The sequence below is a fragment of the Pseudomonas sp. B21-036 genome, from assembly GCF_024748925.1.
In the GTDB taxonomy this organism is placed as follows: domain Bacteria; phylum Pseudomonadota; class Gammaproteobacteria; order Pseudomonadales; family Pseudomonadaceae; genus Aquipseudomonas; species Aquipseudomonas palmensis.
Map to the genome: position 1 here is coordinate 5,002,557 of NZ_CP087178.1, position 18,362 is coordinate 5,020,918.

At 65.9% G+C, this 18,362-nt stretch carries 18 protein-coding genes; 7 read left to right on the plus strand and 11 right to left on the minus strand.

Going from position 1 to position 18,362, the window contains the following annotated elements:
* Positions 1–107: 107 nt before the first annotated feature.
* On the minus strand, positions 108–1,055 hold the full coding sequence (locus LOY33_RS22755; RefSeq protein WP_258660186.1) for a FecR domain-containing protein: 948 nt from the start codon (positions 1,053–1,055) through the stop codon (positions 108–110).
* Complete coding sequence (locus tag LOY33_RS22760; RefSeq protein WP_043863930.1) at positions 1,055–1,555, minus strand: sigma-70 family RNA polymerase sigma factor; 501 nt, start codon at positions 1,553–1,555, stop codon at positions 1,055–1,057. Before LOY33_RS22760 ends, LOY33_RS22755 begins: the two co-directional genes overlap by 1 nt.
* 236 nt (positions 1,556–1,791) lie before the next feature.
* Between LOY33_RS22760 and LOY33_RS22765 the strand changes: the two genes are divergently transcribed.
* The 6 genes from LOY33_RS22765 (at position 1,792) to LOY33_RS22790 (ending at position 7,018) form a co-directional block, all read left to right on the plus strand.
* Positions 1,792–2,370 carry a TetR/AcrR family transcriptional regulator gene (locus LOY33_RS22765; RefSeq protein WP_258660187.1) on the plus strand — a complete coding sequence of 193 codons (579 nt, stop codon included), beginning with the start codon at positions 1,792–1,794 and terminating at the stop codon, positions 2,368–2,370.
* Between the two features lie 156 nt (positions 2,371–2,526).
* Positions 2,527–3,603 (plus strand): ABC transporter substrate-binding protein, encoded by a 1,077-nt coding sequence (locus tag LOY33_RS22770; RefSeq protein WP_052504310.1) that lies wholly within the window; start codon positions 2,527–2,529, stop codon positions 3,601–3,603.
* Positions 3,600–4,433 (plus strand): ABC transporter permease, encoded by an 834-nt coding sequence (locus LOY33_RS22775; RefSeq protein ID WP_078481402.1) that lies wholly within the window; start codon positions 3,600–3,602, stop codon positions 4,431–4,433. The genes LOY33_RS22770 and LOY33_RS22775 overlap by 4 nt, the downstream gene beginning before the upstream one ends.
* The gene (locus tag LOY33_RS22780; RefSeq protein WP_043863934.1) at positions 4,430–5,197 is read left to right on the plus strand and encodes an ABC transporter ATP-binding protein; all 768 of its coding nucleotides are present in this window, start codon (positions 4,430–4,432) and stop codon (positions 5,195–5,197) included. The genes LOY33_RS22775 and LOY33_RS22780 overlap by 4 nt, the downstream gene beginning before the upstream one ends.
* 77 nt (positions 5,198–5,274) lie before the next feature.
* Positions 5,275–5,829 carry an OsmC family protein gene (locus LOY33_RS22785; RefSeq protein ID WP_258660189.1) on the plus strand — a complete coding sequence of 185 codons (555 nt, stop codon included), beginning with the start codon at positions 5,275–5,277 and terminating at the stop codon, positions 5,827–5,829.
* A complete protein-coding gene (locus tag LOY33_RS22790; RefSeq protein WP_258660191.1) occupies positions 5,822–7,018 on the plus strand; it encodes an NAD(P)/FAD-dependent oxidoreductase in 1,197 nt (398 codons plus the stop codon). Before LOY33_RS22785 ends, LOY33_RS22790 begins: the two co-directional genes overlap by 8 nt.
* Here LOY33_RS22790 and LOY33_RS22795 read toward each other — a convergent pair.
* A complete protein-coding gene (locus LOY33_RS22795) occupies positions 6,961–8,025 on the minus strand; it encodes a D-cysteine desulfhydrase family protein (RefSeq protein WP_116052311.1) in 1,065 nt (354 codons plus the stop codon). The two genes, LOY33_RS22790 and LOY33_RS22795, sit on opposite strands and share 58 nt — an antisense overlap.
* Positions 8,026–8,151: 126 nt before the next feature.
* Here LOY33_RS22795 and LOY33_RS22800 point away from each other — a divergent pair, with 126 nt between their 5' ends.
* A complete protein-coding gene (locus LOY33_RS22800; protein ID WP_258660193.1) occupies positions 8,152–9,048 on the plus strand; it encodes a LysR substrate-binding domain-containing protein in 897 nt (298 codons plus the stop codon).
* Between the two features lie 18 nt (positions 9,049–9,066).
* Here the strand turns inward: LOY33_RS22800 and LOY33_RS22805 are convergent, their stop codons facing one another.
* The 8 genes from LOY33_RS22805 to LOY33_RS22840 form a co-directional block, all read right to left on the minus strand.
* Positions 9,067–9,618 (minus strand): NADAR family protein, encoded by a 552-nt coding sequence (locus LOY33_RS22805; RefSeq protein ID WP_258660195.1) that lies wholly within the window; start codon positions 9,616–9,618, stop codon positions 9,067–9,069.
* Positions 9,619–9,723: 105 nt separating this feature from the next.
* On the minus strand, positions 9,724–10,824 hold the full coding sequence (locus tag LOY33_RS22810; protein ID WP_043861868.1) for a cytochrome-c peroxidase: 1,101 nt from the start codon (positions 10,822–10,824) through the stop codon (positions 9,724–9,726).
* Between the two features lies 1 nt (position 10,825).
* The gene (locus tag LOY33_RS22815) at positions 10,826–13,621 is read right to left on the minus strand and encodes a TonB-dependent receptor (RefSeq protein WP_082405794.1); all 2,796 of its coding nucleotides are present in this window, start codon (positions 13,619–13,621) and stop codon (positions 10,826–10,828) included.
* Between the two features lie 118 nt (positions 13,622–13,739).
* On the minus strand, positions 13,740–14,747 hold the full coding sequence (locus tag LOY33_RS22820) for a FecR domain-containing protein (RefSeq protein WP_231390680.1): 1,008 nt from the start codon (positions 14,745–14,747) through the stop codon (positions 13,740–13,742).
* Positions 14,740–15,258: a sigma-70 family RNA polymerase sigma factor gene (locus LOY33_RS22825; RefSeq protein ID WP_043861871.1), complete on the minus strand. Its 519-nt coding sequence runs from the start codon at positions 15,256–15,258 to the stop codon at positions 14,740–14,742. The genes LOY33_RS22820 and LOY33_RS22825 overlap by 8 nt, the downstream gene beginning before the upstream one ends.
* A 97-nt stretch (positions 15,259–15,355) precedes the next feature.
* Positions 15,356–16,327 (minus strand): sensor domain-containing diguanylate cyclase, encoded by a 972-nt coding sequence (locus LOY33_RS22830; protein WP_258660202.1) that lies wholly within the window; start codon positions 16,325–16,327, stop codon positions 15,356–15,358.
* Positions 16,328–16,331: 4 nt separating this feature from the next.
* Entirely contained in the window at positions 16,332–17,339 is a 1,008-nt protein-coding gene (locus LOY33_RS22835) for a response regulator (protein WP_043861873.1), read from the minus strand.
* A 56-nt stretch (positions 17,340–17,395) separates the two neighbouring features.
* Positions 17,396–18,307: a LysR family transcriptional regulator gene (locus LOY33_RS22840; protein WP_054916414.1), complete on the minus strand. Its 912-nt coding sequence runs from the start codon at positions 18,305–18,307 to the stop codon at positions 17,396–17,398.
* Between the last annotated feature and the right edge of the window lie 55 nt (positions 18,308–18,362).

The following is an 18,362-nucleotide window of genomic DNA, read 5'->3' on the forward strand; positions in this document are numbered from 1 at the left end:
ATCCTTCTGTTGTCTTGGCAGAAATCCGCTGTCATCGCGGCTCCTGTCATTGACGGATGAGAATCATAATCAGCAAGGTGCTCCGCGTATTTTCTGTCAGTGACGGTTCAGACGGCTTCGACACTGACCCAGTAGCGGGTCAGGTAACGCAGCTTCACCGGCAAGGTCCGGGTCAGGTTTTCCAGGACCGCATCTGTATCGTCGATACGAAACGCTCCGGAAATGCTCAGGTCGCGAATCGCCCCGGCGCAGCGCAGCACGCCCGGGCGATAGCGCCCCAGCTCGTCGATGAACTCCCCGAGGCGCCACTCGTTGACACTCAGCATGCCCTGCACCCACGCGGTCGAACCCTGTGCCAAGACACCGGCAGGATCGGCGCGATCAGGATCGAACGCCGCCTGCTGACCGGCCTCCAGACGCACTGCCCGCTCCGGGTGACGGCGAGGACGGAGCTCGACCGCCGACTGCAGCACACCCACGCGGGTCCGGTCCGTCATCTGGCGCACGCTGAAGCGCGTCCCGAGCGCGTGGATGCGCCCGTCCTGGGTCTCGACGATAAACGGCCGCTGCCCAGGATCCTTGGCGGTTTGCACGAGGATCTCCCCGCGGTAAAGACGGATAAGCCGAAGTTGCCCGTCGAAGCTCGCATCCAGCGCGGTGTTGGCATTGAGTTCCAGCTGCGACCCGTCGTCCAGCCGCAGCGAGCGACGCTCGCGCGCGCCCGTGCTCTGCTGAGCGAACAGGCCATGGTTCGCCAGCGGTTTGCCGATCATCCAGCTGCTGCCCCCGACGGCCAGCAACACGCCGAGGATCTTCAATACCTCGCGGCGTTGCGCCTGGGCCGCATCCAGCCCTGACCGGGCGGCATGTGCGGGTACCGTTGCCCATTGCCGCTGGAACGCCTCGACCCGCGCCCATGCCTCGGCGTGCAAAGGATCTGCCCCCAACCATTGCTGCCAGGCCCGGGTGCAGGCCTCGTCCACCCCTGCATCGTTGAGCTGCACGTACCAGGTCGCAGCAGCTTCGAGGGTCCGACGATCGAGCGCCGCGCTCATCAGTTGTCCGCCAGCAGCAGGCACTCGGTCATGGCTCGCACCAGATGGTTCTTCACCGTGGTGACCGAGACCCCGAGGCGTTCGGCCACCGCCACATAGGTCTGCCCTTCCAGCTGCACCGACAGAAAGATCTCCCGGGTACGCTTGCCCAACCCGTCCAGCAGGCTGTCGACCGCCACCAGCATCTCGAGAATGGACAAGCGCACCTCAGGTGATACCTCGACCGGTTCAGGCTTCTGCGCCAGGGCCACCAGATATGCCTGCTCGATCGCCCGTCGCCTCGACTTGTCGATCAACAGCGAGCGCGCAATTGCAGTCAGGTAGCCCCGCGGCTCTCGGATCGGCGCGGCGTTGCGTGCCGTCATGACCCGCACGAAGGTGTCCTGGGCCAGATCCGCCGCATCGGCCGAATTGCCCAGGCGCATGCGCAACCAGCCTTTCAGCCAACCGTTGTGTTCGGAATAAAGCTGGTGAAGTGCCAAAGGCTCGAGTGCGGACATAAGGGGGCCATTAAATATGCAAATGGTAATTGATCGCATTATTTAGGGCGAGCGCCGTTCGTGCAAGGGGCAATCCGCCCGCCAGGTGTGCATCTGGCCTGATGATGCCCAGGGCAAACTACGCACCTGCCCCCTCCCCCTGCCCGCGAAAACCCAACCTCCAGCACTTTCCCTGATGACACCCCACCCATTAAGTTGCACTCTGCACCAAACTGATTCAGCCGGAACCGATTTTGATGGAAAGCACACCCCCGACCGTTGCCGCCGAGCGCCTGCTGGAAAGCGCGCGACGGCTGTTCTGCCGTGAAGGCATTCATGCAACGGGCGTTTCGCGCCTGCTCAGCGATGCCAAGGTCGCGCGGCGCACGCTGTACGAGACCTATGGCTCCAAGGAGAACCTGCTGCGTGCCGTGTTCGATCGCGAGGCAGCGATGTGGTTTGGCTGGTTTGACCAGGCACTGCCTCAGCGTACCGACGACCCGGAGCAACGCCTGATCCTTCTGTTCGACCTGCTCGAGGAATGGTTCGCCAGCGGGCGCTTCTTCGGCTGCCTGTTCACCAACGCCGTCGCCGAACACGACAAGTCTTCCAGCTGGGTACGTGACCTGGCCCAGGCACACTTCGATCGGGTGCATGACCGCATCGAGCAACTGGCCGCGGCCTGCGGGCTGCCGGAACCGGCCTGGGTCGCGCAGCAGATCTCGCTGCTGATCGACGGTGCCATCGCCACCGCGATGGTTTCGCGCAACGCCAGAAGCGCACAGGTTGCGCGCTCGATCCTGCTGACCCTGCTGCGCGAAGCGAAAGCCGCCTAGCCCGCCCCCTGCACCGCTGCCGGTGCAGGCCTCGGCGCCTATATGCTAATTAGGCATAAGCTAATCTTAAAATATTAGTTCTGCTTATATCGCAGATCTCACATACTTCACGCGCCTGCCGAGAACGATCGGTCTACCTGTTTTGGGATGCGTGTGATGAGAGATTTTTTCCAGCGATTGTTCTCCACCAGTGGCGCGCAAGCGACGCCCGCACTCCAGTCCAACCTGAGCCGCCGCTCGTTCATGTGCGCCTGTGGCTGCGGCATGCTGGCGCTGAGCGCCGCCGGCACCGCGCTGCTGGCAGCGGCCAGCAAGGTCGAAGCTGCCACCGGCGGGCCGCTGCTGCGTGTGGGGCACATGCCCGCCGGCTGCGTGTCGCACCTGCTGCTGGCAAAGCTGCGCGGCGATTTTGCGGCGGCCGGCCTGCAGGTGGAGCTGACGCAATTCAACAGCCCAAGCGATGCCCTGCAGGCCTTGTTGGCAGGTCGGCTGGAACTGATGCACGGGCCCTGGACCATGACCGCAGCCGCCTACGCCAAGGGCACCCAGGAGCTGCGCATCATCGGTGGCTCGGGGCAAGGCGGCATCGAACTGGTGGCGCGCAACGGCTCGGTGGCCAGCCTGGATGAATTCATCGCCGCCGCAGGCAGCGGGCTGCGCGTCGGCACCCTGCGCCTGGATACCCTGGAACTGGTGGGCTACGGCTCGATGGCGCGCCACGGCAAATCCTACAACGACTATCAGATGACCTTCTTCCCGAGCATGGCCGGGATGGGCGAAGCCATCGCCAACGGCCGCCTCGACGTGTGCACCCTGGCACAGCCCTATGCCCAGAACGTGGTCAGCACCACCGGCGCACGCTACCTGAGCGACTCCAACGCGGTGTGGGGCCCGGAGGCCGCCGACTGCGTGATCACCACGCAGGTGCGCACCAGCCAGGAACAGGGGCCGCTGCTCAAACGCTACCTGGAACTGCTGCAGGCATCGGCCACTGCGATGAAAGCCGACTTCGACAACGCCATCCAGCAATTGCAGCCGATCTACGGGGTATCCAACGAGGTGCTCAAGGTGGCCCTGGCACGCCAGGCGCCCAACCCGGTCATCAGCCCGGTAGGCGTGGCCGGCCTCAAGCGCGGCGCCGGCTACCTGGTCGAACTGGGCTACTTCACCGACAACCCGATCGATGCGGTTCTCGACCTGCGCCATCAACCTGCTGCCCAGGTGACGGGATGAACCAGGCCGTTCTGACCCTGAGCCGGCAGCCCGACGCACGCCGTGCCCCGCGTTATCTGGACGCGCTGCGCGACACGCTGTGGTTCCTGCTGGCGTGGGCATTGCTGATCGGCGCATGGGAGCTGGCGGTGCAGTCTGGCTGGCTGGATGGCCGCGTGCTCCCGCCCCCTAGCGTGACCCTGCCGTATGCGTTTTCCGGCGAAGCGGTGGTGGGTTTCGGGCAGCAGCGCAGCGGCTTGCTGGAGGCCTTGCTGGTGACCCTGCTGCGGGTCAGCGGCGGGTTGCTGGCTGGCAGCCTGGTGGCGCTGCTGCTGGCGGTGATCACCACCGAGGTTAAGCTGCTACGCCGCCTGATCCTGCCGCTGGTGCAGACCCTGGCGCCGATCTCACCGGTGGCCTGGGTCCCCTTCACCATCGCGGTGATCGGCATCGGCGGACAGGCCGCAGTGTTCGTGGTGTTCCTGGCCGTGCTGGGCACCATGACGCTGTCGCTGGTCGCCGCGCTGGATGCCATCGACCCGCAGTACCTGAACATCGCCCGCAACCTGAGGTGCACGCGCCAGCAGATCTGGCTGCGCGTGCGACTGCCGGCAATCGCCCCCAGCGCGATGACCAGCCTGCGCATGGCGTTCTTCGGCGCATGGATGGCGGTGCTGGCCGGGGAGATGGCGGGAATCAATTCCGGGTTGGGCTACATGATCATCATGGCCCAGCAGATGTACAACATGCCGTTGGTGATGGTGGGTGTGATGACCATTGGTGTCGTGGGTTTCGTGGTGGATCGCCTGATGCTGTTGCTCGGACGCCGCCTCACCGGGTGGGCGTCATGAGCCGGGGCGCCACGCTGAGTTTTCGTGGCCTGAGCAAGCAGTTCGAAGGCGGCACACGGGTCGAGGTGGGTGACCTGGATATCAAGGCCGCCAGTTTCACCGTGCTGCTGGGGCGCAGCGGGTGCGGCAAGAGCACCCTGCTCAACATCGCCGCGGGCCTGCAGCAACCCAGCACCGGGCACCTGCTGTACGACGGCCAGGCAGTGAGCGGCAACCAGCCCGACAGTGCGCTGATCTTCCAGCAGAACAACCTGTTCCCGTGGATGAGTGCGGTGGAAAACATTGCCATCGCCCTGCTCAACCGCGGGCTGGACCGTGAAGCGGCCACCCGGCGCGCCGAGCAGTTGCTTGCCGACGTGGGCCTGGCCGAATTCGCCCGGCACCGGCCGGCGGCATTGTCCGGCGGCATGTGCCAGCGCATCGCCCTGGCCAGGGCACTGGCCCTGGAGCCACGCCTGCTGCTGCTCGACGAGCCGTTTTCGGCACTGGACGCACAGACCCGGCGCCTGATGCAGGACCAGTTGCTGCGCGCCTGGAACACCAGCGGCGCCACGGTGCTGATGGTGACCCACGACCTGCAGGAGGCGCTGCTGCTGGCCGACCGTATCGTGCTGATGGCCAGCACGCCCCACGGCCGCATCGCCCAGATCCTGGAAATCGACCTGCCGCGCCCGCGCCAGGTGCGCTCGGCGCAACTGCTTGACCTGCAAGAACGGCTGGACGCGTTTCTGACCCACGAAACCCGGCTGGCCGAGCATTTCTAGTCGACACGGGACCTCCCGATTAACTGAATGGCACACGGTCATTCGACCGCCATGCCGCCCCTTGAAGAGCACAGACCATGAGTGAAACCACCCACCGCTTCACCATCAACGGCCTCCAGGCCAACGCCGGCCGAGCAGTTCGCGAACGCATCCGGGCCGATGGCGAGGGTGACATCGCACGCCCGCTCTACCACACCAGTGTGCAGTGGACCGAGGGCTACCAGACCCTCACCAAGGTCAAGTCCGGTGCCGTGCTGCACGGCGACGAGCCCTGCGCCTACGGTGGCGCCGGCCTGGGCGCCACGCCCCAGGAACTGTTGTTGGCGAGTATCGGCAACTGCCTGGCGGCCACCTACATCGGCGGCCTGTCGGCATCCGGGGTCAAGGTCAACAGCCTGGTGCTGGACGTGAGCGGCCGCGTGGATTTTCGCGCCGCATTTGGCGTGACCAGCGGCAACCCGGGCTTTGAAAGCATCCAGGTGCAGGTGTCGATCGATACCGAGGAATCACCCGAGCGCGTGGACGCATTGCTGGCCAAGCTGCTGCCGACCGCGCCGATCCCCGACACCATCATGCGTCCCGTGCCCCTGACGGTGGAGGTGCAACACACCGGCGGCGCCACCCATGGCTGACAACGCGCACAGGGTGCTGGTGGTGGGTGGCGGGCCGGCGGGGCTGTCCTGCGCCTACGAGCTGGTACGCGCCGGCCTGCGCCCGCTGGTGCTGGAGCGCACGCAGGCCGTGGGCGACGTGTGGCGCAACCACTATGACGGCCTGCGCCTGAACACCGGGCGCTGGTTTTCCGGGTTGCCGGGCGGGCGCTTTCCATGGGCGGCAGGCCGCTGGCCGAGCCGCGATGACCTGGCCCGGGTGCTGGCGTCACTGCCGGCCCGGGGCGGCTTCGAGGTGCTGACCGGGTGCGACGTGGAATCGGTCGGCTACCTTCAGGCGCAATCGATGTGGCAGGTGCGCTGTCGTGATGGCCGCGAGTGGCGCGCACCGGCGCTGGTGGTCGCCACCGGTACCTCGTGCGTACCGTCGATCCCGCAGTGGCCGGGGGCACAGCGCTTTGCCGGGCAGATCGTGCATGCTGCGCACTTCGGCAATGCACGTGCCTACGCCGGCAAGCACGTGGTGGTGGTCGGCAGCGGCAATTCGTCCTGCGAGATAGCCAGCCGCCTGGTACCCCATGCCGCGTCGGTCACGCTGTCGGTGCGGCGCGCGCCGCACTTTCTGCCCAAGAGCCTGTTCGGCGTGCCGCTGGCGGCACTGGGTACGTTGATCCGTCGGCTACCGCCCCGCGCGAGCGACGCGGTGCTGAGCTGGTTGTCGCGGCGCTGGGTCGGCGACCTGTCGGCCTACGGCCTGCCACCACCGGCACAGGGCGTGTCCGGGCTGGGCAGTGTCACGCCGACGCTGTTCATGCCGGTGATCGACGACCTGAAACAGCGCCGCATCAAGGTGGTCGGCCCGCTGCTGGAACTGAACGAGCAAGGCGCCGTGGCCCACACCGGCATCGACCGCACCGAGCGCTGCACGCTGCGCATGGACGTGATCGTTGCGGGCACCGGCTACACCACCGGCCTGGAGGCGCTGATCCAGTACCCCGAGGCGCTCACGGCGGACGGCAAGCCGACCATGGATGACGACGGCCAGTCGAGCGTTGCGCGGGGCCTGTTCTTCATCGGCTACCGCAACCCCCTGAGCGGGCAGCTGCGCGAAATCGGCCTGCAGGCGCCTGGCGTGGCAAGGGCGGTCAAGGGCTATCTCGACGCCACGCAACTGGCGCCTTGCACCGGCTCGGCGAAGGTTTCCCTGTAGGCGTAAAGCCCCGGGGTACCACCGGTCATGATGAACAGCACGTTATCGCCGCGGCGATAGCGGCCCTGTCGCAGGTCGGCCAGCAGCCCGGCGAAGGCCTTGCCCGAGTACACCGGGTCCACCAGCACACCTTCGCAGCGCGCCATCAGGCGCACCGCTTCGAGCATGGCCTGGGTCGGCAGCCCGTAGCCTTCGCCCAACTGGCTGCCATCGATGTTGATCGCACTCGCATCGAGGCTTGCAGCATGGCCCAGCAAGGCCAGCGCCTGGCGAGTCAGCTGCAGGGTCGTGGCCGCCGCGGCCTGCTGGTCGGCCAGCACCGACCAGGACCTGACGCTCGCCGCACCCCGCCCCAGTACCTCGAACCCCGCCGCAAGCCCGGCATGGGTGCCGGCGCTGCCATTGGGAACCACGACCTCGTCGAATCGCACGCCCATCGCGGTTTCCTGCTGCACAATCTCTTCGGCGCAACGGGCGTAGCCCAGGCTGCCAAGCGGCGTGGAACCGCCGGTGGGAATGACCAGCACCTTGCGACCTGCCGCACGTAACTGCTGCGCCCGCGCCTCGGCCGCTGCCAGTGCATCGGCGCCCCTGTCCAGCACCTGCACCCTGGCCCCGAACAGCTGGTCGAGCAGCACATTGCCATTGAGCTCGTAATCGCGATCGGCCCTGGGCACCGCACGGCTGAGGATCAGTTCGCATTCAAGCCCCAGCCGGGCGCACACGGCGGCCGTCAACCGCGCGTGGTTGGACTGAATGCCGCCCACGGTGATCAGGGTGTCGACGCCGTTCTTCAGCGCCTCGCCCAGGTGGAACTCCAGTTTGCGCAGCTTGTTGCCGCCACCGCCGACAAGCATGTGGTCATCGCGCTTGAGGTACAGGCCGACACCCATGGCCGGCAGGCCCAGATGGTGCTCGATACGCTCGGCGCGTTGTATGCCGGTGGCGCCCTGCAGCAGATCGGCGCGCGCGAATGCGCCCAGCGCCTGGCTCAGTACATGTCGCATGGGATGACACCTCGTGCTCTGGTTCAATGCCACGGACTATAGGGATAAACTAAAGCGCAATAAACGCACGCCAGGTTAGCAATTGGCTCACTCAACGTTAGTAATCATCACCTCTCGGATCACTCGATGAGCAAGCTCAGGCAGATGGAAGTATTTGTTGCCGTGGTCGAAGCCGGCAGCTTTGCCGGGGCGGCTGCCGCGCTGGGGATGTCGGCGGTGATGGTGGGGCGGCATGTCCAGAGCCTTGAGAAAACCCTGAACACCCGGCTGGTTCAACGCACCACACGCCGGCAGACCATAACCGGCGAAGGCCGCATCTTCTATGCCGAGGCCAGGACCGCCCTGGAGCAGGTCGCCTACGCCTACAACCGGGTAGAAGCCTCCAGCGACGCACCCAGTGGCCTGCTGCAGGTGACCGCGCCGATGACACTGGGGGTATCGCTGGTCGGCCCGCTGGTGACCGAGTTCATGCAGCGCTACCCGCAGGTTCAGGTCGAGCTGATCCTGAGCAACGAGGTGGTGGACCTCTACGAGAGTGCCTTCGACCTGGGCTTCAGGATCGCCGAGCTGGTTGACGCCAACCTGGTCTCGCAGCCCCTGCCGCCCTATCAGATGGTGATCTGCGCCGCCCCGAAATACCTCGAGAAGGCCGGCGAGCCGACAACACCGGAGGCGCTCCACGCCCACCGAATCCTCACCCACACCTCCTGGAACAACCGCTTTGCCTGGCCACTCAAGCAGGCTGGCAAAGAGGTGTTCTGGCCCGAGCAGGCGGTGCTTCGCAGCAACGATGGCCAGGTACTGCTGCAGGCCGCCATTGCCGGCAGCGGGATCCTGATGCAGCCGGACTTTCTGGTGGCCGCCGCGCTGGCGAACAAGGAGCTGGTGAGCATTCTGGGGGCGTATGTACCGGCCCACAAACCGGTGCAGATGGTGTATCCACGCTCGAAGAAGTCACTGCCCAAGCTCACTGCCTTCGTCGCGTTCATCCAGGCGCGGCTCGGCTTGCCGAGCCAGCCCTGAGCGCGGGCCGGCGGGCCCTCAGGCCTGCGCCGCGTCGCGCACCTGCATCAGCGCGAAGCCCAGCAGGTTCAGGCCGCGCCAGCGGTCCGGCCGGTGGGCGTTCTGGTCATCCTGTGCCAGGCCGATCCCCCACACCCGGTCCACCGGGCTGGCCTCCACGATCACCCGCGTGCCGGTGCCCTGCAGGAAGGCCCCCAGTTCCGCGTTCTGGGAAAACTTGGCCTGGTTGGCCCGCACCACGATCGCGAAGCGCTCCTGTGCCCACCGCGCCTCGTCGAACCCGCGCACCTGGCGTCCGAGTGCCTTGGCCGCATTGGGATCGGTCGCCTTGATGATCCGTGCCCGCGTCTGTTCATCACCAAACAGCGCCGCCTTCTCGGCCATCATGTAGTGCTCGGCCGACTGGTACGACTGCCCGTCCACCTCGAACGGCGCCACGTACCACTGGCTGAAACACGAGGCGGTGACACCCTTGCGGCTCACCTGATGGCCCCAGAAGAATACGAACTCGGGCCTTTCGCCGGCCAGGTAGCGGGACACCAGGTCCTCGAGCATCTGTGAATCGTTCACGCTGATTGCCTCTCCAATAACACCATTGCAACGGTCATCCGGCCGCAGCACCGAACGGTGCCTGCCGGCCAGGACGGTGATACTACCGCGTAATGCAGCACCCGCTCACAGCGCCTCCAGAAATGCCTTCAACGCCTTCAACTCCACCCGGTCCAGCCCCAGCGCCTCGAACTGTGCGGAGGTGACAGGAAACAGCGGATCGCCCTGCTGCCCAGCCTTCGGCACCGGCCGCGGCATGCCCACGTTGTAGAACGCCAGCACCTGATCGAGGCTGCTGGCGAAACCGTTGTGGAACCACGGGCCGGTGCGGCTCACCAGGCGCAGCGAAGGGGTGCGAAAACGCCCCACGTCCGCGGCCAGGCCGGTGACTTCATGGCGACCCAGGTCCTCGCGGCTGCGCCCGTAGAACGTCAGGCCGGCATTGTGAAAACGCTGGTCGCTCATTCCCGGCCCGAAGTGGCAGTTCATGCAGCGCGCCTTGGTGCGAAACAGGTGCAGCCCATGTAGCTGCTGGTCACTCAGCGCAGCAGTGCGGCCGCGCAGGAAGCGCTCGAACGGCGTGCGCTGCGCGACCCGCAACAGATCGCGCTGATAGGTCGCCAGGGCTGCGGCAATCTGCTCGGCACCCAGCGCCTGCCCGGGAAACGCCACGGCAAACAGTGCCGGGTAATCGGCGCTGGCACGCAACCGGGCCACCAGTTCGTCGACGCTGAAGGCCATTTCCGCCGGATCGACGACCGGCATCAGCGCCTGGGTTTCCAGGCTGTCGGCGCGGCCATCCCAGAACAGCTGTGGGGCCAGGCCACTGGTGACCACGCTCGGCGCATTGCGCCGGCCTGGCGCACGCCCATGCCCGAACGACACCCGGCGCCCATCGGCGAACGCCAGGTCCGGCTCGTGGCACGAGGCACAGGCGATCTGCCCCGACCGCGACAGGCGCGGGTCGAAGAACAGCGTGCGCCCCAGCGCTGCCTTCTGTTCGGTGTAGGGGTTGTGCGCAGGCGAGGGTGCACGCTCGGGCAGTGGCCCCAGCTCCTGCCAGGCCACGCCGGCGTCCACCTGCGGCGCCGGCCAGTGTGCCGGCGGGCGGCTGTAGGCCTCGCGCAGGCAGGCCGCATCAGCCGATGCACACAGGGGTGCGTGGTGCTGCGCCCACAGGGCCGGGCTGGCCAGCATGAGTGCGATGCCAATCAGGAACAGGCGCATCTCAGAAGGTGTACCCCACTTCCAGCCAGTACTGGCGACCCACTTCATAGGTCGACACCGAATTGCTGTTGACCGTGGCGTTGGCATTGACCGACTTCTTGTCGAGCACGTTGAACACGTCGACGTTGACGAAGATGGCCTGGTCCCGTGCGGTGGGGATACGCCAGCCCAGCCGCGTGTCCCAGGTCAGCGCCGCGTCGAATTTCTGCTCTTCCCACACATCCACCGAGGTGCCCCTGTAATCGACGTTGCGCCCGGTGTCGCCGATGCGCTTGTAGCCGGCCCGGTAGCGCCAGAAGTTGCTCCACTGCAGGTTGGCCTGGGGGATGTCGGTGATGGTGGTCAGGCGCGCCGTCCACGGTCGGTTGTAGTTGGTCGCCGGGCGGTCCTGGTAGTTGATGAAGCTGCCCTGGTACTGGATCACGTCATTCTGGTAGTAGGTGTCGTCGGCCTGCACGTAGCTGGGCGAGGAAGCCTTGCTGTCGGTCCAGTTAAGCGCCAGCTGGCCGCCGGTCTGCGTGCCCAGCAGCGTCCAGCGCTGCATCGGCGTCACGGTCAGGGTGTAGGTGTCGGTCTCGCTCTTGCCGTCGTTGGTGTAGGTGGTGTAGTTGCTGGCCAGGTCAGGGTCGGTGGACGGCTGCCCCAGGGTGCGCCCGGACACCTGTACCACCTGGTCACGGCCCTTGCGGTTGACGTACTTGAGGCCGTACTCGATGCCGGCCCACTGCTGCACCACGCCCAGCATCAGCTCGTCGTCATAGGGGATGTCGAGCTGATTGAACAGCGTCTGGTTGCTGCCGTTGGACTTGGTCACCCAGGGTTTGTCGAGGCTCGCGCGGGTTTCGTTGAAGCGCAGGCGGTTGCGCCCGTCCTGCAACTGCCAGCTGGTGACGCTGCGGCCGTAGTAGCGGTTGGCACCGGCACTGAGCAAGGTGGTGCGGTCACCGAACACGTCGTACTCCAGGGAGAAGCGCGGTGCCCAGGTGGTCTTGTCCATGTAGTCGTCACTGTCCACGCGCACGCCGGGGCGCAGGGTCAGCTTGCCCAGGGTGATCTCGTCCTGCACCCAGCTGCCCCAGGTGGTGGTGGTGAAATCGAATTCGCCGGGGGCATAGCGGGTGCGGCTCTTCATGTACTGGCCGGCCCAGCCACTGACGGTCTCGCCCATGTTGCAGGCAACGGTATCGGTCACCCCCGCGCTGTTGGTACAGCTGTTGGTGGCGGCCGGGGCCACATAGGTACTGCTGTCGGTGAGGCGCTCGTAGCGCACGTACTGGCGGGAGAACTCCAGGCCGGTCTGCGGGCGGTGAATGGCGCCCAGCCAGTCGAAGCTGCGCCAGTCGGCATTGAGCTTGTACTGCCAGGTGCGCTGCTGCTGTTCGATATCGCCCCAGCCCCCCTCCAGGGTGTTGGCGGTGGTCTTGCTGCCGATGCCCCAGTCCTTGGTGGTCGACTTGCGCCAGGTCCAGTAGTCGGCCGAGTCCGAGGTGCGGCTCTGTTCCTGGCGGCTCCAGGCCAGGGTCTGTTCGACGCGGGCCAGGTCGCCGTCCCACACGGTGCGCAGGTTCAACTGGGTACCGCCAACCTTGTTGTCATAGCCGGAGTTGGCGACGTTGGCCCGGAAGTAATGGCTCTCCTCGGGCGCGTGGGTCACGCTGGTCTCGACGGTGAGCCGGTCGCTGGCCTGCCACACCGACTTGAGGAAGTAGTTGTCGATGCGCCGCTCCTGCTTCTCCTTGTGATAGCCCATCTCTTCGACGTTGTTGTAGGAGTAGAGGCTCAGCGGAATGGTCGAGCGCTTCTGGCTGAAGTTGCCGATCAGGCCGAAGGTGTCGGTCAGGTGGCCTTGCAAGGTACCGCGCACGATGACCTTGTCGAACTCGGGCTGCTCGTCGGGCGAGCCGGAGTTCTCCATGCGCTGCTCTTCCGTCTCGTCGATGTGGTATTTGGTCCAGGCCGAGCGCGTGGTCTGTACCGAGAACTTGCCGTGCAGGGCCTTGGTCGGGGCGCGGGTCTGGGCGTCGATCACCCCACCGTTGAAGCCGCCATAGGCGGCCGGCACGTTGCTGTCCAGAACCGTGATGTTCTCCAGCAGGTCGGTGTCCAGCGCCAGGCCCTGGCTGCGCCCCGGCACCCTGTCCAGCAACTGCACGCGGTCTTCGGCCGGGTCGATGTCGTTGTTCATGTTGATACCGTCGACCAGGAAGGCGTTCTGGTAGAACGCCGCGCCGTTGATGCTGATGTTGGCCGGAGCGATTTCTCCGGGTGTCTTGCTGCTGAGCTGGTTGTCGTCGAACTGAACGTTGGGATGGCTGCGCAGCAGGCTGGTGATGTCGCCGTTGCCGGCCGGCATTGCCTCGATAAGCTCGCGATCGATATGGGTTTCACCCTGTGGCAGCAGCGCCCGTTCGCGGACCTTGGTGTTTTCCAGCTGGATCTGGTCGGCACGCGGACGCACCACCCGTTGCAGCAGCAGCGCGTCGTCGCCGATATGCACCCATTCCAGGTCGCTGCCCTTGAGCAGGATCGCCAGCGCCTGATCGGCGCTCAGCTCGCCACGCACCGGCGGGGCACTGAGGTTGCCCAGCAACTGGCTTTCGACACTGATCTGCAGGCCGGTCTGCTGCCCCAGCGCCATCAGCGCAGAGCCCAGCGGCTGGCGCGCGATATCGATGCTGTGGCGCGCCGGCTCGTCATCGGCCAGCACCGGCAGCGACACTGCCAGCCCCACTGACAGCAACAGCAGGCGCGCACTGCGCCGACGACCCTGCAACGACTCTTGGGTGCGAATGGACATGCTCTGGTGAACTCCCCGTGCGGCGCGAACTATACGCGCCTGTAAATGAGAATCTGTACGATTAACTCAGCGGGGCAATAAACGAACGGCGATGGGGAATTTCCAGAACTTCGTGAATTTATTTTTTCCCAGGCGGCGAAGCGCGCTCACGGATGACCGTGATGTACGGCCCCCATTGCGTCAGCTGCCCGCCCAGCGGGGCAATGGCCAGTTGCAGCGCGCTACCTGGCGACCGCAGGTTCAGCGACGCGGTGATGCGCCGCTGGCCCAGGGCACGGTCCTGCAGCAGCAACACGCCGGGGTAATACGCACGCAGTTGCTCGATGACTTCGGCCAATGGACGGTCGTTGACCAGCAACTGCCATTGGCGCCATGCCGCAACCTGCTCCAGCTGCACCCGGCTGCGCTGCGCCGGGCCCTGGTTCAGCCCCACGCGCAGGCTGTCGCCCGCACCCAGCGCCGGCACTGCCAGTTCGCCGCGCCTGTCACGCACCTGCACCGAGCCGCTCTGCACTGCTACCGACACCGCGCTGCGGCTCAGGTCCACATCGAACGCCGTGCCGGTGACGGTCACCTTCACGTCTTCGGCCTGCACCGTGAAGGGCCGCGCGGCGTCATGGCTGACCTCGAAGAATGCCTGGCCCTTGAGCAGCGTGACCGCACGCGCACCCGGCTCGAACGCCACGCGGATGGCGCTGTCGCTGCCCAGTTCGATGTGGCTGCCGTCGCTCAGGCGCACCTGCCGGTGCTCGCCCGCCGTGCTGCTGTAGTCGGCCGGCGGTGCACGCCCCACCAGCAACAGCACACAGGCCGCCAGCGCGCTCGCCGCCAGCGCCCGGCGTGGCCAACTGCGCCGGCGGGCTGCCATGCGCGGTGCGGCGGGCACCTGATGCGCCGTTGGTGGCTCCAGCGGGTCGATGCCGGCGCTCAGCATCCAGACCTTTTGCACCTTGCGCCAGGCCGCCGCATGGCGTTCGTCAGCGGCCAGCCAGCGCGCATGGGCCTGGTGCAGCAGCACGTTGTCCGGTTCGGCATTGCATTGCAGCAGCCAGTCCATGGCGGCCTGCCACACCGGGTCGTCCTTCAGCGAGCCGGGCGTTCGGCAAGACGGGGTGGTATCAGTCATCGGCCAGATGCTCCGCACAGTGGGTCAGTGCGTCACGCACCAGTTGGTGCGCCAGACTAGTCGAAATATTCAAGCGGGCGGCAATTTCCTGAAAAGTCATGTGCTGCAAGCGGTGCATGTGAAAGGCCTGCCGCGCCCGCTCCGGCAGCAGCGCCAGGGCGTCCTGCAGCACACGCAACTGATCGCGGTGCAGGGCCTGATGCTCCGGCGACGGTGCGCTCGACGGCAGCTCATCGAGCCGTTCGCCGCCATCGGGCTGGCGGTTTTCCAGGGTCGTGCGGCGCAGCAGGTCGAACGACAGGTTGCGCACGATGCGGTACAGGTACCCCACCGGATTGCCCAACTGCGCACCGGCGTCGGCCTGCCCGCAGAAACGCAGCCAGGCCTCCTGCACCACGTCCTCGGCCTGCGCACGGCAGCCGACGATGGGTGCCGAATAGTCGACCAGCGCAGCACGGTGGGAAAGGTACAACTGGAGTTTATCGCTGGGGCAGGACACGGCGACGACCATTGAAGGCAGGAGCGGGTTGGGAGGGCCGCTATTCTGCATTCAATTGCGAATGATTATCAACTGAAATATCAGGCCTGCTCCTGCGCCTTGAGGTGAGCTAGCCCGCCACCACCGCGGGTTCATGCACCGTCACCCGGTTGCGCCCGCCGTGCTTGGACAGGTACAGCGCATGGTCGGCCCAGGCGATCAGTTCGGCGTGGCTGCTGGAGGGATGGCTCAGATCGGCCACGCCCAGGCTGATGGTGAAACGGATGTCCTGCCCCTCATGGCTGACGCTCAGGCGTTCGACCGCCTTGCGCAGGCGCTCGGCAAAGATCAGCGCGCCGGCCTTGTCGGTGTCCGTCAGCACCACGCCGAACTCTTCGCCACCGTAACGGCCGGCCAAGTCGCTGTCGCGGATCTGCTCGCGAACCACCCTGGCCACCTGGCGAATGACGGCATCGCCCGCCGGGTGGCCATAGGTGTCGTTGACCCGCTTGAAATGGTCGATGTCGAACATCACCAGGCTGGTGGCGTTGCCATAGCGCTGATTGCGCGCATGCGCCAGTTGCAGGCACTCCTCCCAATGCCCGCGGTTGTACAGGCCGGTCAGGCAATCGGTGCTGGACAGCTTCTGCAACTGAGCGTTGGCGGCCTGCAACTGGTGGCGGTTGGTGGCCACATCGGTCACGTCGTAGATCACCAGGCAGATCTGGCGGATCTCGCTGTCGGTGGAGCGCAACGGCAGCAGCGTGGTGTTCTGGTACATGAAATCCACCTGGCCGGTGATCGGCTGGTAGTTCTTGAACCGCACCAGGTACGGGCGCTGCTCCCAGATGGTGAAAGCCGGGGTGCCCAGGGTCGCGACGCTGTCCACCTTGTGGCTGAACCATTGCCGGTCGACCTCGGGGAACAGGCTGAAGAAGCACTGGTTGTAGGCATCCCTGGGCTGCACCCCCGAGCGGTTTTCCATGAAGGTGTTCCACACCTGCACCCGATGTTCGCGGTCGAGCACCACCACGCCCACATCGATGCTCTGCACGATGCTCAGCAGCCAGTGAAATTCCTTCAGGTCGATAGGATCGCGCATGGGCTCAGTTCATCAGGTAGGCAAGTTTATGGGTCAAGCGCTCGATGGAGTCTTCGGTGAACAGCAACAGCAGGTCGAAACGGATATCGTGCCCTTCCAGGCTGTAGCTGATCTCGACCGCCAGGGTTTTCTGCCAGCGTTGGCCGTTGACCTGGATAAGCTCGTCGATGGTGCCGTGCTGCCCGAGGATCTGCGGGTGGCCCTGGGAGAACACCACGTCGATCTGCTCGGCAATGCTGCTCAGGCACGCACCGATCAATACGCTGGAGAAGTCCAGCAACAGCTCCATGTCGGAATACTCGATGCTCTGGTGGCGCATCAGCTTGGCCATGTCGGCGATTTCCGAATCGTGGAACATCAGCAGGGCCTCGCCGGCGATGCCGCTGCCGATGAAGCCCTGGCAGATTGCCGTGAGCCGCTGGCTGCTGCCCGCGTCGGCCAGCGCCATGTGCAACTCGCCCACCTCGAAGAGGTTGACGCTGGGCACCGGCAACTGCACGAACACGCCCAGCACCTTGGCGATCAGGGCCGCGGCGCGGCCGATGGCGACGTTGACCGTTTCGCTGAACACCTCGCGAAAGCCGATGACGGCAGTCGCCGCGCCGGCCAGCGGTGTCGCCGAGCGCTCACCCAGCAGCCCCAGCTGGGCCAGCAGGCGGCGCAGCTCGTCCTGGTCGAAGGGTTTTTTCAGAAACGCCAGCGCGCCCAGGTCCAGCACCCGGCGCACGGCCTCTTCCTGCACATCGCCCGAGATCACGATGACCTTGGGGCTCAGGCCTTCGTCACGCAGCGCAGCCAGCACCTGGTAGCCATCCATGGTGGGCATGGTCAGGTCCAGCAGCACCACCTGGCCCAGGCCGCGGCGTATGGCGTCCATGGCCTGGCGCCCGTCGCTGGCCTCGGTAACCGTTACCGGCCAGTTGGCGGGCAGCGCGCGCAGCACCTGCTTGCGGGCCACCATGGAGTCATCGCACACCAGCAAGGACATCGTTGACACAGACGGGGCGCTCATCGAGTGAATATCAATATAAAAAGTAATGGCATCATGCCATGATCCGACGCCAGGTTCTACGTACCCGCGGCGTCAGCGGTGCTGAGCGAATCCACTTGCACATTCCCTGCCAGGCCATCGCGCAGCATCTGCACGAATGCCTCCCGCGCCGGATGTCGCCCCGCCCCCTCGTGCCAGTAGAACAGGTTGTCGACCGCCTTCAGGTCGGCGAACTCGTGCCCGATCCACCCTGCGCCCTGGCGGTACTGCTCGTAGATGCCGCGCGGCACCAGTGACACCCCGGTGCCGGCGCTGACGCAGCTGACTATCGCACCGTAGCTGCCGATGCCCACGATGGGCAGCTTGTGCCCCTGGGCCTGCAGCCAGTGCTCCAGTGCCGCCCGATACGGACAGCCTTCAGGCCACATGAACACGGCCTTGCCCACCAGGTCCGCGGCGCTGCGCAGCGGCCCCAGTGACGGTGCGCCGATCAGCAGCAGGTCTTCCTGGTACATCAGGGTGCGGCGCAGGTGCGGGCGCTCGACATCCACCGCCACGATCGCACCATCGAGGCGGTGGTTGAGCACATCGTCGAGCATCTGCGACCAGGTGCCGGTGCTCAGCTCCAGCGTCACCTCGGGATAGCGCGCATGGTACTGCGCCAGAAACCGCGGCAGACGCCCGCTGGCCGAGGACTCGATGGCGCCGATGCGCAAGCGTCCGGATGGTTTGGCGGACGGCGCCAGCGCCTGCCTGGAGGCCTCGGCCAGGGCCAGCATCTGCGTGGCATAGGGCAAGAAGGTTTCCCCCGCCGGACTGATCACCAGCCCGCGCCCGCGGCGATGGAACAACGGCACGCCCAGCTCGGCCTCCAGCGCCTTGATCCGCGCCGTGATGTTGGACGGCACGTAGTGCAGCACCTCGGCCGCACGGGCAATGCTGCCGGTGTCGTGGACGGTCTTGAACATGCGGATCTGCATCAGCTCCATACATCACCCAAAGTGAACGATTGGCTCAGTATAAGTCGATTGTAGTGAGCAGTAG

Bases quoted from the DNA above. Each gene is read 5' to 3' on its own strand.
- LOY33_RS22785 (WP_258660189.1), top strand. From the start codon at position 5,275: ATGAGTGAAACCACCCACCGCTTCACCATCAACGGCCTCCAGGCCAAC.
- LOY33_RS22795 (WP_116052311.1), bottom strand. From the start codon at position 8,025: ATGCGACATGTACTGAGCCAGGCGCTGGGCGCATTCGCGCGCGCCGAT.
- LOY33_RS22820 (WP_231390680.1), bottom strand. From the start codon at position 14,747: ATGACTGATACCACCCCGTCTTGCCGAACGCCCGGCTCGCTGAAGGAC.
- LOY33_RS22775 (WP_078481402.1), top strand. From the start codon at position 3,600: ATGAACCAGGCCGTTCTGACCCTGAGCCGGCAGCCCGACGCACGCCGT.
- LOY33_RS22760 (WP_043863930.1), bottom strand. From the start codon at position 1,555: ATGTCCGCACTCGAGCCTTTGGCACTTCACCAGCTTTATTCCGAACAC.
- LOY33_RS22815 (WP_082405794.1), bottom strand. From the start codon at position 13,621: ATGTCCATTCGCACCCAAGAGTCGTTGCAGGGTCGTCGGCGCAGTGCG.
- LOY33_RS22770 (WP_052504310.1), top strand. From the start codon at position 2,527: ATGAGAGATTTTTTCCAGCGATTGTTCTCCACCAGTGGCGCGCAAGCG.
- LOY33_RS22810 (WP_043861868.1), bottom strand. From the start codon at position 10,824: ATGCGCCTGTTCCTGATTGGCATCGCACTCATGCTGGCCAGCCCGGCC.
- LOY33_RS22755 (WP_258660186.1), bottom strand. From the start codon at position 1,055: ATGAGCGCGGCGCTCGATCGTCGGACCCTCGAAGCTGCTGCGACCTGG.
- LOY33_RS22825 (WP_043861871.1), bottom strand. From the start codon at position 15,258: ATGGTCGTCGCCGTGTCCTGCCCCAGCGATAAACTCCAGTTGTACCTT.
- LOY33_RS22835 (WP_043861873.1), bottom strand. From the start codon at position 17,339: ATGAGCGCCCCGTCTGTGTCAACGATGTCCTTGCTGGTGTGCGATGAC.
- LOY33_RS22830 (WP_258660202.1), bottom strand. From the start codon at position 16,327: ATGCGCGATCCTATCGACCTGAAGGAATTTCACTGGCTGCTGAGCATC.
- LOY33_RS22840 (WP_054916414.1), bottom strand. From the start codon at position 18,307: ATGGAGCTGATGCAGATCCGCATGTTCAAGACCGTCCACGACACCGGC.
- LOY33_RS22790 (WP_258660191.1), top strand. From the start codon at position 5,822: ATGGCTGACAACGCGCACAGGGTGCTGGTGGTGGGTGGCGGGCCGGCG.
- LOY33_RS22765 (WP_258660187.1), top strand. From the start codon at position 1,792: ATGGAAAGCACACCCCCGACCGTTGCCGCCGAGCGCCTGCTGGAAAGC.
- LOY33_RS22800 (WP_258660193.1), top strand. From the start codon at position 8,152: ATGAGCAAGCTCAGGCAGATGGAAGTATTTGTTGCCGTGGTCGAAGCC.
- LOY33_RS22780 (WP_043863934.1), top strand. From the start codon at position 4,430: ATGAGCCGGGGCGCCACGCTGAGTTTTCGTGGCCTGAGCAAGCAGTTC.